This window comes from Oenococcus kitaharae DSM 17330, assembly GCF_000241055.1.
Lineage (GTDB): Bacteria > Bacillota > Bacilli > Lactobacillales > Lactobacillaceae > Oenococcus > Oenococcus kitaharae.
The window spans coordinates 1,038,856-1,052,383 of sequence record NZ_CM001398.1; the positions used below are offsets into that span (position 1 = coordinate 1,038,856).

Here is a 13,528-nt window from a genome sequence, read left to right on the forward strand (position 1 = left end):
GCTTGACATTAAGGGGTAAAGACTAGTATCATATTTATCGGTCTTATTTACTCCAAGCCCTGGTACGGATGTAGTGAAAAGGATAAAAAATTATGCGTAGTACATTTTTAGCAAAACCACAAGAAATTAAACGCGATTGGTATATCGTTGACGCTACTGACGTGCCTTTGGGTCGCCTAAGCAGCGTTGTTGCAACAGTTCTTCGCGGTAAGAACAAACCCACTTTTACTCCTTCGGTTGATACCGGTGATTACGTCATTGTTGTCAACGCTGATTTGGTTCGTTTGACTGGAAAAAAGGTGACAGATAAGTATTATTATCATCACTCTGGTTTTCCTGGGGGACTTAAAGCACGTCAAGCTGGCGATCTTCGCGAGAATAATCCAAAAAAGCTTATCGAACTTGCTGTTCAAGGCATGCTGCCAAAGAATACCTTGGGACGCGCTCAAGGATTGAAGCTGCATGTTTATGCAAGTGGTGAAAAGGTTGGTCAGACAGCCCAGAAGCCTCGCGAATTAGATATTAAGGATTTACTCTAAGAAAGGAACTGGTAAATAATGGCAAATAATCAATATGCAGGAACTGGCCGACGCAAGAATTCTGTTGCACGTGTGCGTTTAACGCCTGGTAGCGGCAAGATTACAATTAACGATCGCTCATTTGAAGAATATATCCCAGCTGCTAACCTTAGAGCTGTCGTGACTCAACCCTTTGCAGTCACATCTACGGATGGTACTTACGATGTCAACGTTAATGTGATCGGTGGCGGCTTTGCTGGTCAAGCTGGCGCAACTCGTCATGGTATTGCACGAGCATTGCTTCAAGTTGATCCGGATTTCCGTCCAGCCTTGAAGTCAGCAGGTCTGCTGACTCGTGATTCTCGGATGGTTGAACGTAAGAAGCCTGGTCTCAAAAAGGCTCGTCGTGCTTCTCAGTTCAGTAAGCGTTAATATATACAGATCATACTCGGCCCTTGCCGAGCTTTTTTGTGCTTAAAAATATGACAATCGATTAAATATTCTTTATACTTGTAATCATCTGAATTTATTTGGACTAGGGGATTAATTAATGACTGAAGAAACAAAGCAACCATTGATTGAATTTAAGGATGTCAGCTTGGATTATGGTGAGACCAAGGTTTTAAAAAAGGTCGATCTCGAGATTGAGGAAGGTAAATTTTACACACTTCTAGGTCCGTCGGGTTCAGGAAAATCGACCATTTTGAGTCTAATCGCTGGCCGTTTGCAGCCAACCGAAGGGGATATCCTGATTGAAGGCCAAAAAGTTAATGGTTTACCCTCTGATCAGAGAAAAGTAAATACTGTTTTTCAAAACTACGCACTTTTTCCGAATATGAACGTCTATGACAACGTGGCTTTTGGCCCATCGATTAAAGGATTTTCCAAAAAGAAGATCGACGATTTAGTTAAATCGATGCTAAAACTTGTGAAAATGGATGATTTAGCCGATAGAGAGATCTCGGAAATTTCAGGTGGACAGCAGCAGCGTGTTGCGATCGCAAGGGCTCTGGCAAATGAACCGAAAGTTCTTTTATTGGATGAACCCTTGTCAGCCTTGGATTATAAATTACGTAAAGAAATGCAGTATGAATTACGTGAACTACAGCAGCGTTTAGGCATCACATTTATTTTTGTGACACATGACCAAGAGGAAGCTTTGGCCATGTCGGACTGGATTTTTGTTATTGACGATGGCCGCATACAGCAGTCAGGTTCGCCTGTGGACATTTATGATGAGCCGATCAATCATTTTGTGGCTGACTTTATTGGCGAGGCTAATATTGTCCCCGGCATTATGAAGGAAGACAATCTAGTTAGTTTTGCAGGAAAAGATTTCAAGAATGTGGATGCTGGTATGCGCCCCAATGAGCGTGTTGAAGTAGTGATTCGTCCTGAAGATTTGGATATCGTTGTTCCGAGTCGTGGCAAACTTCAGGTCACGATTGATGATCAATCATTCAGAGGAGATTTTTATGAAATCACTGCCATTGACGATGCTGGCAATGAGTGGGCCGTTCAGGCGACAAATCCGGCCAAAATTGGGCAGAGACGTGGGCTTAAGTTTGATCCTGAGGATATACACATTATGCGTTTGAATGAGTCAGAAGAGGATTTTGACGCTCGTTTGGAATCCTACGAGGGCGAAGATCAATGAAAAAAGAAAAACTGCTTTTTTCAATTCCATATACCTTATGGCTGGCTTTTTTTGTGGTCATTCCATTACTGCTTTTATTTTTTCAGGCCATGACCAATGCCTCAGGACATTTGACTTTGGCTAATTTTGCAGCTTATTTTGCTTCTGGTACCTATCTGAGAATGACGCTGAATTCGGTCGTGTATGCATTTTTGATTACGGTTATCACGTTAGTGATTTCATACCCGACAGCTTATTTTTTGGCAAATTTGAAAAACCGCCAATTTTGGCTTCTGCTGGTCATTTTGCCCACCTGGATCAACCTATTGTTGAAGGCTTATGCTTTTATCGGAATTTTATCGCGAGATGGCACCGCTAATTCGTTTATCGCCTTACTCGGAATTGCGCCGCAGCAGCTGCTGTTTACAAATGCCAGTTTTATCCTAGTCTCGAGTTATATTGAAATTCCCTTTATGATTCTTCCTATTTTTAACGTTTTAAACGATATGGATAAGGACCTGATACAGGCCAGTCGTGATTTGGGAGCTAACTCTTGGCAGACTTTGTGGCGTCTTATCGTGCCTCTATCTATGCCGGGAGTTAAGTCTGGTGTGCAGTCTGTCTTTATTCCGTCATTAAGTCTCTTCATGATTACGCGCTTGATTGGTGGTAATCGCGTGATTACATTAGGTACGGCGATTGAGGAGCATTTTTTAACCACTCAGAATTGGCATATGGGTTCTACAATTGGTGTGATTCTGATTATTGCTATGGTTGCAACTATGATACTGACACGCGATCGTAAAAAGACCATTCTGCGTCGAGGAGGCCGTTTATGAAAAAATTTAAATTCAGCAACCTTTATCTTTTTGTCATTTTCGTTCTCCTGTATGCACCTATTTTTTATCTCATCCTATATTCGTTTAATTCAGGCGATTATATGACGGGCTGGAACGGTTTTTCGCTGGTACATTACAATGAGCTCTGGGCTGATACACGCATGATCGAAATTTTGGTTGATACATTGATCGTCGCCTTTTTGTCCTCTTTATTAGCAACGGCGATTGGAACGCTTGGTGCTCTGTGGATCAAGTATGCCAAAAAGCAGATTAATAAAAACATTTTGCTCAACTTGAACTCTGTCTTATTGGTGAGCCCGGATGTTATTATCGGTGCTAGTTTTCTGATCTTTTTCACAGCTGTCGGCTTATCCTTGGGCTTTATTTCGGTGCTGTTAAGCCATATTGCTTTCAGTATTCCGATTGTCGTCTTAATGGTTCTGCCAAGGCTGCAAGAAATGCCACCGGCATTAGCTGAAGCTGCTGAGGATTTAGGAGCTAGTCCGTTGCAAGTTCTTAGCAAAATCACACTGCCTTACATTTCTTCCGGTATAATGGCTGGATTTTTCATGGCTTTAACCTATTCTTTGGATGATTTTGCGGTCACTTTCTTTGTCACGGGCAATGGTTTTTCAACTTTGTCAGTCGAAATTTATTCTCGTGCCCGAGAGGGGATTAGTTTGGAAATTAATGCGTTATCTGCACTCATGTTTCTTGTCAGCCTAGCTCTAGTTCTCGTTTATTATTTTATTTCTAGGTCTGGGAATAAAAAAAGAACACCTGATTTGGAGGTCACGAAATGAAAAAAATTTTATCGGCCTTCTTTGCATTAATTTTGGTTATTTTGGGACTTTTTGCTTTTCAACGCTATCTTGTTGCTAAAGAAAATGCTGCAGCAGGATCATCCGGCAAAACAAAAGTTTTGAATATTTACAATTGGGGCGATTATATTGATCCGGCTTTGGTTAAGAAATTTACGAAAGAAACTGGTTATCAAGTCAACTACGAGACTTTTGATTCCAACGAAGCCATGTATACAAAGGTTCGCCAAGGCGGCACAGCGTATGATATTATCGTTCCTTCGGAATATATGGTTGAAAAAATGCGCAAGGAGCATTTGCTTGTTCCAATTGATAAAAAACGTTTTACAGGTTTTAAATATTATGATCCGCGTTTCTTAAATGATGCTTTTGATCCGCACAATAAATACTCAATTCCATATTTTTGGGGGACCTTGGGGATCATTTACAACGATAAATTTGTCAAAAAATCTGAGGTTTCGCATTGGGATCAATTATGGTCAAGCCGTTTTAGAGATAAGATCCTCTTAGTTGATTCGTCGCGTGATGCTTTCGGTTTGTCTTTGATTTCGATGAATAAGTCTGTGAATAGCAAGCGTATGCCGGATGTTTTGGCTGCCAAGGCAAAACTGGACGCCTTGATGCCGAATGTCAAAGCTATTTTAGCTGATGAAATGGTTATGTATTTAGCTCAAGAAGAAGCACCTATCGGCATCAGCTGGTCTGGACAGGCGGCTGAGATGATTGCTCAAAACAAGCATTTGCATTATGTGGTTCCTAGCGAGGGATCGAATTTATGGTTTGATAATCTTGCCATTCCCAGGACTGCAAAGCACTTTACAGCCATCTATAAATTCCTGAATTTCATGTCTGAACCAAAGAACGCTGCCCAAAACGCTGAGTATGTTGAATATGCGACTCCTAACAAAGGTGCAGTCAAGCTATTGCCTAAATCAGTTACGAGTGATCGGCAGTTCTATCCAGACGACCAGACAATTAAACACTTGGAGGTTTATTCAGATTTAGGTTCACGCTGGACTCAGATTTATAACGACTTGTTCTTGGAATTCAAGATGACGAATCGCTGATGGTAAGTAGTCGAAAGCGGTTCGGTCTGTTTTACGCCGTGTTGGGACCTTTTTTATGGGGCTTAAATGGTGTTGTCACACAATATTTGTTTGATCAGGTTGGAATGGATGTTAATTGGGTTTTATCCATTCGCCTGTTTTTTGCTGGGCTGGCTTTATTTATCTATGTATTAGTCTTTGATCGTCAAAATTTGTTTAACTTGATCAAAGATAAAAGCGTTCGTTGGCGTTTAATTGTTTTTATGATTTTTGGCGACTTCATGTCGCAATATAGTTACATTATTGCGATTTCTGAATCAAACGCGGCATTGGCAACTATCTTGACTTCTCTCAGCCTGCTATTTGTCATTTTCTTTTACGTGATTGTTCAGCACCATTTGCCGCAAAGGATCGACTTGCTTTCACTAATTGTTGCACTAGCGGGTACATTTTTATTGGTCACCCATGGTCGGATCGGCCATTTGCAATTATCTTCAGCAGGCTTGTTCTGGGGACTTTTTGCCGCTTTAGTCTACGCCTTTGCTACTATCTATCCGATTAAACTTGTTAGCAAATACGGTCCGCTGCCCGTTACAGCATTGTCGCTATTCGTTTCAGGTATCTTGTTTAATTGCTACCGGCCTTTTTTTGAGCATGTTCCCAAAATGTCGGGAGTTAATTGGTTTTTGTTGATTTTCTTTACGATTGTCAGCACAGCTTTTGGAACGGCAATGTGGTTTTTAAGCCTGCATTTAGTTGGTGCCACAACGATGAGCCTGCTTTCGGCAGTTGAGCCATTAACAGCAGCAATCTTGAGTATCACTCTCCTGCATTTGGCCGTTCAAGGGATTGACGTGTTAGGATCTGGCTTAATTCTCTTAATGATGTGTCTGCAGGCATTTAAGCATCAACGTGTTCGCTAACGGACTATACCAATGTTTCTTTAAGTTCCATGTTTTCTGATTTCTTCTTTTTTTTCCGTTATCCTAAAAGGCGGTATTCGAAAGAAATTTTTATTTAGGAGTTAAAATATGTGCGGAATCATTGGATATACAGGTATTAATGAAGCATTGCCGTTCTTGTTAAGCGGACTGGAAAAGTTGGAGTATCGCGGTTATGATTCGGCCGGTGTTTATGTTCATACAGATGATGGACGCGATATGCTGGTCAAAGAAAAAGGCCGGGTTAAAGACCTTGAGGATAAGACTAAGCATTATCAATTACACGGCACTTCAGGAATTGCGCACACACGTTGGGCAACGCACGGTGAGCCGAGTGTTGCTAATGCACATCCTCACGTTAGTGATGATGGCAGATATTATTTGGTACACAATGGCGTGATCGAAAACTACAAAGAACTCAAGCAAACTTATTTGTCGGATGTGGTTTTTAAATCCCAGACCGATACAGAGGTTGCAGTACAGCTGGTTGGCAAGTTCGCAGCAGAGGGGTTATCGACATTAGCTGCTTTTCGCAAAATGATTAATCTGCTAAACGATGATTCGTCATATGCTTTTTTGCTAGTTGATACGAAAACACCTGATTTGCTATATACGGCAAAATCTAAGAGTCCTTTATTGGTTGGTGTTTCAAAGAGTGCAAATGTCGTGACGTCAGATGCAACGGCGATGCTGAGTCTGACAAAAGATTTTATTGAGCTGCAGGATGGCGAGATTGCGATTGTTTCAAAAACAGATGTGAAATTATATAACGAGCAAGGCAAGTCGTTTACACGCAAACCCTTTCATTTAAATATTGATCCGCAGGCTGCTGAAAAGGGTGCTTACCCCTTCTTTATGCTAAAAGAGATTGATGAGCAGGCAACTGTCGCGCGCCATTTAATCAAGCATTATTTTGTTGACGGCATACCGCACATTGACGCTGCAATTTTAAAAAGCATTAAGCAGGCAGATCGTTTATATATTATCGCTGCCGGTACTAGTTATCATGCTGGATTGATTGGCAGGCGTTTCTTCGAAAAATGGGCGGGGATTCCGACTGAAGTTCATATCGCCTCTGAATTTGCTTACGATCATCCTTTGATTTCTAAAAATCCATTTTTCATTTTTATCAGTCAGTCTGGTGAAACAGCTGACAGTATTCAGGTGCTGGAATTCGTCAAAAAAGCACATTATGCAAGTCTGACTTTGGCCAATGTGATGAATTCGACTTTGACGCGTGATGTGGATTTTGCTCTGCCTTTGTTAGCCGGCCCTGAAATTGCTGTGGCCTCAACCAAGGCCTATACTGCCCAAATTATTACTCAAATCATTTTAGCTGCAGCTTTGGCAGGTGGACACACTGACCTACAGGGGCAGCTGAGCCGTTTAGCCGTTGATATGCAGGCGGTGATTGATGGCAAAGACCATATCAAAGCTTTAGCAGATGATTATTTGGTAAACGCAGATCGAGCTTTTTACATCGGCCGTGGTGCAGATGCCGATGTAACTTTGGAAGCTGCGTTAAAACTGAAAGAAATATCCTATACTTTAGTTGAGGGTTTTGCAGCCGGAGAGTTAAAGCACGGAACGATTTCCCTGATTGAACATGGCACGCCGGTAATTGGCTTGATTTCGCAATCGAAAACGGCTGGTTTGACGCGGTCTAATCTTGAAGAGACGATAGCTCGCGGTGCGAAAACAATGACGATTGCGACCAAAAATCTTGCTAGTGCAAATGACGAAATTATTTTGCCGGAGTTAACTGGCGAGATGGAAATGTTTGGTCCGATTCTGGAAGCGATTCCAATTCAGCTTTTGGCATATTACACATCATTAGGCCGAAAGTTGGATGTTGATCATCCGCGCAACCTAGCAAAATCCGTAACTGTACAGTGAGGATAAATTTATGAAAGTTACTTTCAAAAAAGATTATTTAAAGGGGTTTGTCGATGATTCTGAAGTCGAATTGTTAAAGCCTGCAGCTGGCTTAGCTCGGGACACATTGTTGGCTCGCAGCGGAGTTGGCAATGAGATGGAAGATTGGTTAACTCTACCGACAGATTATGATCAAGATGAGTTTGCTAGAATCTTGAAAGCTTCGGATAAAATAAAATCTGATTCAAAAGTTCTCGTTGTGATCGGGATTGGCGGTTCTTATTTAGGGGCGCGTGCTGTTATTGAATTTTTGAAGTCCGAATTTCATAACGAGCAGGCGGCTAAAACCGGTCTGCCTGAGATTTATTTTGTCGGCACCTCGGCTTCTGGCAGATATATAGATGATGTCATTGATTTGATTGGGGATCGCGATTTTTCCATCAATGTTATTTCGAAGTCAGGTACAACAACCGAGCCTGCGATTGCTTTTCGTGTTTTCAAAGCTTTAATCGAAAAGAAGTATGGCAAGGATGCTGCTGCAAAACGAATTTTTGCTACAACTGATGCACATAAGGGCGCTTTATTGGATGTGGCCAAGGAAAACGGTTATGAACGCTTTGTTGTGCCTGATGGTATTGGCGGACGTTATTCCGTTCTCAGTGCTGTTGGCCTTTTGCCAATTGCTGTTGCTGGGATTGATATCAAAAAATTGATGGATGGTGCTAAAGCTGCTCAAGAAGATTTCGCCAAAGACGAAGACATTTTGGCCAAACCTTCAATTTTGTATGCGATTTACCGCAATATCCTTTATCGCAAAGGATTTGATGTTGAGACGATCGTTGGCTATGAACCACAATTCAGATATTTGTTTGAATGGTGGAAACAATTGATGGCTGAGTCCGAAGGCAAGGATAATAAGGGTATTTATCCAACTTCAGCTATTTTCTCGACTGATCTGCATTCAATTGGTCAGTATATTCAGGATGGCAAAAAGATTCTTTTTGAGACAATTTTGGATATCACAAAGCCAATCAGTGACCGTGTTGTGCCGCAGGCTGACGATAATACAGACCATTTGGATTATATACTGAATAAGCCAATGAAAGAGGTGAATGAAGCTGCTTTGACTGCGACGGCTCAGGCACATACTTCAGCTGGAGTTCCCAATATCCTGCTGCAACTGGATGATTTGGACGAATTTAATTTAGGGAACCTCATTTACTTCTTTGAAGCGGCGGTTGCAGTTTCTGGTTATTTGAATGCTATCAATCCTTTCAATCAGCCTGGTGTTGAGGTTTACAAGACAAACATGTTTAGAATTTTGGGCAAACCCGGTTATACTGACTAAAAATTTTAATGCATTTAAAGCATCTGGAGGGTTCGATGATTGTTGCTACTACTGAAAATATTGCTGGTTACCAAATTGATGAAACATTAGGCGAAGTCTTTGGATTAACTACCAGGAGCAGAAATATTGTCCGGACATTCGGAGCTGGTTTGAAGACGTTAGTTGGCGGCGAGGTCGTCACTTGGACACAGTTGCAGGATCAAGCGCGCCAGGAATCGATTGGGCGTTTAAAAGATAATGCCGCTGCGATGGGTGCAGATGCCGTCACGATGATGCGTTTTGATTCCAATGAAGCTAACGGCATTATGAGTGTTGTTGCTTATGGAACAGCGGTTAAAGTGTCAAAATTGTAGTTTTTAATTATTTTGCTTGAAAAGGCTCCTGGAAAAATAGGAACCTTTTTTCTAAGCATTATTTTCGGTTTAAATTATGATGAAACGCTAGAATCTATCACTACGATTTTTTGTAAAAGTTTCTGAATTGTGAGTTTTTACACTATAATAGAATAGTATGCAAGGAGGCCAAATGGCAAAATTAACTGTAAAAGACCTTGATTTAAAAGGTAAAAAAGTTTTAATGCGCGTGGATTTCAACGTGCCGATCAAAGATGGTGTAATTGGTAATGATAATCGTGTCGTGGCTGCACTGCCGACGATTAAATACGTTCTGGAACAAGGCGGCAAGGCCATTTTGTTCAGTCATCTTGGCCGTGTGAAAAAGGCTGAGGATAAGCCGGGGCTGAGTTTGGCTCCAGTTGCCAAGCACTTGGGCGAGCTGCTTGGACAGGAAGTTGTTTTTCCCGGAAAGACTGAAGGCAGTGAACTTGAAGATGCTGTTAACGCTTTAAAAGAAGGCCAGGTCCTCATGGTCGAAAATACCCGTTATGAAGATGTTGATGCTGATGGCAACTATGTCAAACGCGAATCTGGCAATGCGCCTGAGCTAGGAAAGTATTGGGCAGGTTTGGGTGATGATGTGTTTATCAACGATGCTTTCGGTACAGCTCATCGGTCACATGCGTCTAATGTCGGTATCGCCTCTAACGTTTCAAAAACGGCTGCGGGCTTCTTGATGGAAAAAGAGATTAAATATCTTGATGTTGCCGTTAATCAGCCAAAGCGTCCTTTTGTAGCTGTTTTGGGCGGTGCGAAAGTTTCAGATAAAATTGAAGTCATCAAGAATTTGCTTGCGAAAGCCGACCAAGTGATCGTTGGCGGCGGCATGAGCTATACCTTCTCTTCTGCTCGCGGAGTTTCTATTGGAAATTCGTTGTTTGAGGCAGATAAAGTTGATTTAGCCAAAGAAATTATGGCTGAAGCTGGCGACAAACTGGTGCTTCCAGAAGATTCTGTTTCTGCTGAAAGTTTTGCTAATGATGTGCCAACCAAGGTATTTGAGAATGGCATTGCAGATGGCTGGATGGGTCTTGATATTGGGCCTAAGACGATCAAAAAATTTGAAAACACGTTAAAGGGTGCCAAAACAGTTGTTTGGAATGGGCCTATGGGCGTTTTTGAAATGAGCCACTTTGCAAACGGCACATTGGAATTAGGCAAGTTTATTGGTTCCTTAACTGCTGAGGGAGCAACGACTATTGTCGGCGGTGGCGATTCCACTGCTGCTGTTGCACAGTTAGGTATTGCTGATCAGTTCACTCATATTTCAACTGGCGGCGGTGCTAGCTTGGAATATCTGGAAGGTAAGACACTTCCTGGAATTGCTGCGATTTCGGATAAATAATAATTTAAAAACCCGTGTGAAGCATAGCTCACACGGGTTTTTATTTGCCCTTAATTTCAATTAAAGAAAAGAATAATGCCGAATAGGGCTGCTAAGAAAAATAATGCTGCAATTAGCGTCAAGAAGATGACACCAGGTCGATGCTTCAATTTATTGGCTAGGGTAATTTCTAGCAAAGCCACAAAAGCAAGCACAATTGCTATTTTCAAAATTGTCATGACTGGCTGTGTGTGGACGGTTCGAAATGCCAATATCAGCCCTGTGATGAAGAGTGGCAGATAAATAATTCTGCTGATTAAAACGACCATGTGATCTTTCTCAAGTGGCAGAATTAATGAAGCCGTAGCGAAGACTGCAATCGCAAGAGCAGAAAGAATATGGATCCCAAGTATTGTTTGCATCATAATAAGTCAATTTTAACCCTTTATTAGGAACTTCTGCCCAAATAAAAAGCATCCGCGAAAAACGAATGCTAAAGCGATGAGAAAATTCTTCAGTTATTGTTCGGCAAATCTGCTGATATATTTTTCACAGAAGCCGCGGATCTCTCTGCTTTTAAAACGATTTCACCATTCTTGTCAAGAACTGCTTTCAAATTATGCGCATCTTGATGATCCAAATAAAAGTCAGCAACTTTATCCTCGATTTGTTCTTCAACAACACGGCGTAGTGGGCGAGCTCCCATTTCTGGATTATATCCAAGCTCAACTATCTTGTCCTTTGCTGCAGGCTCAACATCGACATGCAGTTTGTTCTCAGCTAGCATTGCGTTCATATTAGCCAGCATCAGATCAGCAATTTTATTTAACTGCGGCTTGCCTAATTCTTTAAATTCAACAATGGCATCGAAACGATTCAAGAATTCTGGTTTGAAGTAATTCTTCAATTTCTCCACTAATTGATGTTCGGCGGAGATGCTTTGAGTCTCTGCAGCGAAACCAACAGTATTGTTGCCAACATCGCCCGTTCCGGCATTGGATGTTGCGATGACAATCGTATCTTTGAAGCTGACTACGTGTCCTTGAGAATCAGTCAACCGGCCGTCATCAAGAATTTGCAAAAACATATTCATAACATCTCGATGGGCTTTTTCGATTTCATCAAGCAAAATAAGCGAGTAGGGATGACGACGAACCTGTTCAGTTAATTGCCCAGCTTCTTCGTAACCAACATAACCAGCAGGTGCACCGATTAATTTTGAGATACTCTGAGGTTCCATATATTCTGACATATCGAAACGAATCATGGCATCGGTCGAGCCAAACATTTCTTTAGCTAGTTGCTTGGCCGTCTCAGTCTTGCCGACGCCAGTTGGTCCAACAAATAAGAAAGAACCAATTGGACGGCCGGATTTAGTCAAGCCGATTCGATTGCGCCTAACAGCCCTAGCAACACGTGCGACTGCTTCGTCTTGCCCAATGACATGTGCTTTTAAGTGGGCATCTAAGTCTTTGAGTTGTCCGGCTTCATTCTTTTTAAGATCACCTACCGGAATGTGTGTCTTTTCTTCGATAATTTTTGTGATGTCGCTAACTTGAACACTCGCTGCGTTTGCAACATTTTCGGGATTTGCCTCAGCTGCGATCTTCTGCTTTTGGAGCGTGTCTACTTGATCACGCCAATAACTAGCTTTCTCGTAGTCTTCCTTTTCAATCGCCTGCTGTTTCATTGCTTCGGCATTATTGATTTTCTGCTGAATTTCTTCAGGATTAACAAATTCCAGATGAAGATTTTTCCGCGAACCTGCTTCATCAATTAAATCAATTGCTTTATCCGGCAAAAAACGCTCAGGAATATATCGGTCAGACAAGTCAACCGCGGCCTTGAGAACTTCATCTGAATATTTAACGTGATGAAAATCCTCGTATTTGGAGCGCAGACCCTTTAAGATTTCAAAAGTCTCATCTTTGCTTGGCTCTTCAACCATGACTTCTTGGAAACGACGAGCAATCGCGCCATCTTTTTCGATATTGCGATATTCCTTCAATGTTGTTGCACCGATTAACTGAAATTCGCCACGAGCCAAAGCAGGCTTTAAAATGTTTCCAGCATCCATCCCGCCTTCAGCATTACCAGCACCCATGATTTCGTGAATTTCATCGATGAATAAGATGATTTCATCACGAGACTCGACTTCCTTCATGAGCTGCTGCATCCTAGCTTCGAATTGACCGCGCATGCTGGTACCTTGAACCAAAGAAACCATATCAAGCCGAATAACTTCTTTATTTAGAAGTTTTTCAGGCACTTTCTTTGCCACAATTGCTTCAGCTAAACCTTCAACAACGGAAGTCTTGCCGACACCAGGTTCACCGATTAGGACTGGATTATTTTTTGTGCGGCGATTTAGGATTTCGATTAGACGTTCTACCTCAAGATCGCGGCCAATTACTGGATCCAACTTGCCTTTACGGGCTTGATCCGTGATATTGATACCATATTGTTCAAGTAAACCATGTTTCTTATTATTGTTGTTCCCGCCGGAATGGCTTGGAGCAGCTGCCGGATTTTGATTTCCGGGCTGCTGCATATTCGCCATTTGGCCATTCAATTGACGAAAAATATCATCTACGTTCATGTTTCCAAAAACGAAGGGATTTTCATTGTAATCAGCCATTTTTCCTCCGTCTAATAAAGGTTGATTTTCAAGCATTTTTTGATTTTAAATGTTTGACCTTTATTGACCTTTGCAATAAATTATACACCATCCTTTTTAATAGTCAATAAAGGTCAGAGTGTGTCAAACAGCTGATAGGTCTACTTT

At 41.7% G+C, this 13,528-nt stretch carries 13 protein-coding genes; 11 read left to right on the top strand and 2 right to left on the bottom strand.

All coding sequences use genetic code 11. The features are described from left to right. Positions 1-92 precede the first annotated feature (92 nt). The 11 genes from rplM to OKIT_RS05260 all read left to right on the top strand — a co-directional run bounded on the left by rplM (position 93) and on the right by OKIT_RS05260 (position 10,764). Positions 93-539 carry a 50S ribosomal protein L13 gene (rplM, locus tag OKIT_RS05210; RefSeq protein WP_007745909.1) on the top strand — a complete coding sequence of 149 codons (447 nt, stop codon included), beginning with the start codon at positions 93-95 and terminating at the stop codon, positions 537-539. A gap of 18 nt (positions 540-557) precedes the next feature. Continuing rightward, positions 558-950, top strand: coding sequence for a 30S ribosomal protein S9 (gene rpsI / locus OKIT_RS05215; RefSeq protein WP_007745910.1), 393 nt, complete (start codon positions 558-560; stop codon positions 948-950). Between the two features lie 118 nt (positions 951-1,068). Beyond that, positions 1,069-2,175, top strand: a complete 1,107-nt coding sequence (locus tag OKIT_RS05220) for an ABC transporter ATP-binding protein (RefSeq protein ID WP_007745911.1) — start codon at positions 1,069-1,071, stop codon at positions 2,173-2,175. Then, positions 2,172-2,993, top strand: a complete 822-nt coding sequence (locus OKIT_RS05225; protein ID WP_007745912.1) for an ABC transporter permease — start codon at positions 2,172-2,174, stop codon at positions 2,991-2,993. Before OKIT_RS05220 ends, OKIT_RS05225 begins: the two co-directional genes overlap by 4 nt. Further along, positions 2,990-3,796 (top strand): ABC transporter permease, encoded by an 807-nt coding sequence (locus OKIT_RS05230; protein ID WP_007745914.1) that lies wholly within the window; start codon positions 2,990-2,992, stop codon positions 3,794-3,796. Before OKIT_RS05225 ends, OKIT_RS05230 begins: the two co-directional genes overlap by 4 nt. After that, positions 3,793-4,881 carry an ABC transporter substrate-binding protein gene (locus tag OKIT_RS05235; protein WP_007745921.1) on the top strand — a complete coding sequence of 363 codons (1,089 nt, stop codon included), beginning with the start codon at positions 3,793-3,795 and terminating at the stop codon, positions 4,879-4,881. The genes OKIT_RS05230 and OKIT_RS05235 overlap by 4 nt, the downstream gene beginning before the upstream one ends. Next, complete coding sequence (locus tag OKIT_RS05240; RefSeq protein ID WP_028291671.1) at positions 4,881-5,783, top strand: DMT family transporter; 903 nt, start codon at positions 4,881-4,883, stop codon at positions 5,781-5,783. The genes OKIT_RS05235 and OKIT_RS05240 overlap by 1 nt, the downstream gene beginning before the upstream one ends. Before the next feature lie 108 nt (positions 5,784-5,891). Next, positions 5,892-7,697, top strand: coding sequence for a glutamine--fructose-6-phosphate transaminase (isomerizing) (gene glmS, locus OKIT_RS05245; protein WP_007745925.1), 1,806 nt, complete (start codon positions 5,892-5,894; stop codon positions 7,695-7,697). Positions 7,698-7,707: 10 nt separating this feature from the next. Continuing rightward, complete coding sequence (locus OKIT_RS05250) at positions 7,708-9,024, top strand: glucose-6-phosphate isomerase (protein WP_007745927.1); 1,317 nt, start codon at positions 7,708-7,710, stop codon at positions 9,022-9,024. A gap of 35 nt (positions 9,025-9,059) precedes the next feature. Next, on the top strand, positions 9,060-9,377 hold the full coding sequence (locus OKIT_RS05255; RefSeq protein WP_007745928.1) for a heavy metal-binding domain-containing protein: 318 nt from the start codon (positions 9,060-9,062) through the stop codon (positions 9,375-9,377). Positions 9,378-9,549: 172 nt separating this feature from the next. Further along, positions 9,550-10,764 carry a phosphoglycerate kinase gene (locus OKIT_RS05260; RefSeq protein WP_007745929.1) on the top strand — a complete coding sequence of 405 codons (1,215 nt, stop codon included), beginning with the start codon at positions 9,550-9,552 and terminating at the stop codon, positions 10,762-10,764. Positions 10,765-10,820: 56 nt separating this feature from the next. Here the strand turns inward: OKIT_RS05260 and OKIT_RS05265 are convergent, their stop codons facing one another. Continuing rightward, complete coding sequence (locus OKIT_RS05265; protein ID WP_241778165.1) at positions 10,821-11,168, bottom strand: DUF1516 family protein; 348 nt, start codon at positions 11,166-11,168, stop codon at positions 10,821-10,823. Positions 11,169-11,257: 89 nt separating this feature from the next. Then, positions 11,258-13,381 (bottom strand): ATP-dependent Clp protease ATP-binding subunit, encoded by a 2,124-nt coding sequence (locus OKIT_RS05270; protein ID WP_007745932.1) that lies wholly within the window; start codon positions 13,379-13,381, stop codon positions 11,258-11,260. Between the last annotated feature and the right edge of the window lie 147 nt (positions 13,382-13,528).

What these genes read in the sequence shown, in the direction of transcription:
- OKIT_RS05220 (WP_007745911.1), top strand. Translation starts at nt 1,069, where the DNA reads ATGACTGAAGAAACAAAGCAACCATTGATTGAATTTAAGGATGTCAGC.
- OKIT_RS05260 (WP_007745929.1), top strand. Translation starts at nt 9,550, where the DNA reads ATGGCAAAATTAACTGTAAAAGACCTTGATTTAAAAGGTAAAAAAGTT.
- OKIT_RS05265 (WP_241778165.1), bottom strand. Translation starts at nt 11,168, where the DNA reads ATGATGCAAACAATACTTGGGATCCATATTCTTTCTGCTCTTGCGATT.
- OKIT_RS05225 (WP_007745912.1), top strand. Translation starts at nt 2,172, where the DNA reads ATGAAAAAAGAAAAACTGCTTTTTTCAATTCCATATACCTTATGGCTG.
- OKIT_RS05255 (WP_007745928.1), top strand. Translation starts at nt 9,060, where the DNA reads ATGATTGTTGCTACTACTGAAAATATTGCTGGTTACCAAATTGATGAA.
- OKIT_RS05235 (WP_007745921.1), top strand. Translation starts at nt 3,793, where the DNA reads ATGAAAAAAATTTTATCGGCCTTCTTTGCATTAATTTTGGTTATTTTG.
- OKIT_RS05240 (WP_028291671.1), top strand. Translation starts at nt 4,881, where the DNA reads ATGGTAAGTAGTCGAAAGCGGTTCGGTCTGTTTTACGCCGTGTTGGGA.
- OKIT_RS05270 (WP_007745932.1), bottom strand. Translation starts at nt 13,381, where the DNA reads ATGGCTGATTACAATGAAAATCCCTTCGTTTTTGGAAACATGAACGTA.
- rplM (WP_007745909.1), top strand. Translation starts at nt 93, where the DNA reads ATGCGTAGTACATTTTTAGCAAAACCACAAGAAATTAAACGCGATTGG.
- rpsI (WP_007745910.1), top strand. Translation starts at nt 558, where the DNA reads ATGGCAAATAATCAATATGCAGGAACTGGCCGACGCAAGAATTCTGTT.
- OKIT_RS05230 (WP_007745914.1), top strand. Translation starts at nt 2,990, where the DNA reads ATGAAAAAATTTAAATTCAGCAACCTTTATCTTTTTGTCATTTTCGTT.
- glmS (WP_007745925.1), top strand. Translation starts at nt 5,892, where the DNA reads ATGTGCGGAATCATTGGATATACAGGTATTAATGAAGCATTGCCGTTC.
- OKIT_RS05250 (WP_007745927.1), top strand. Translation starts at nt 7,708, where the DNA reads ATGAAAGTTACTTTCAAAAAAGATTATTTAAAGGGGTTTGTCGATGAT.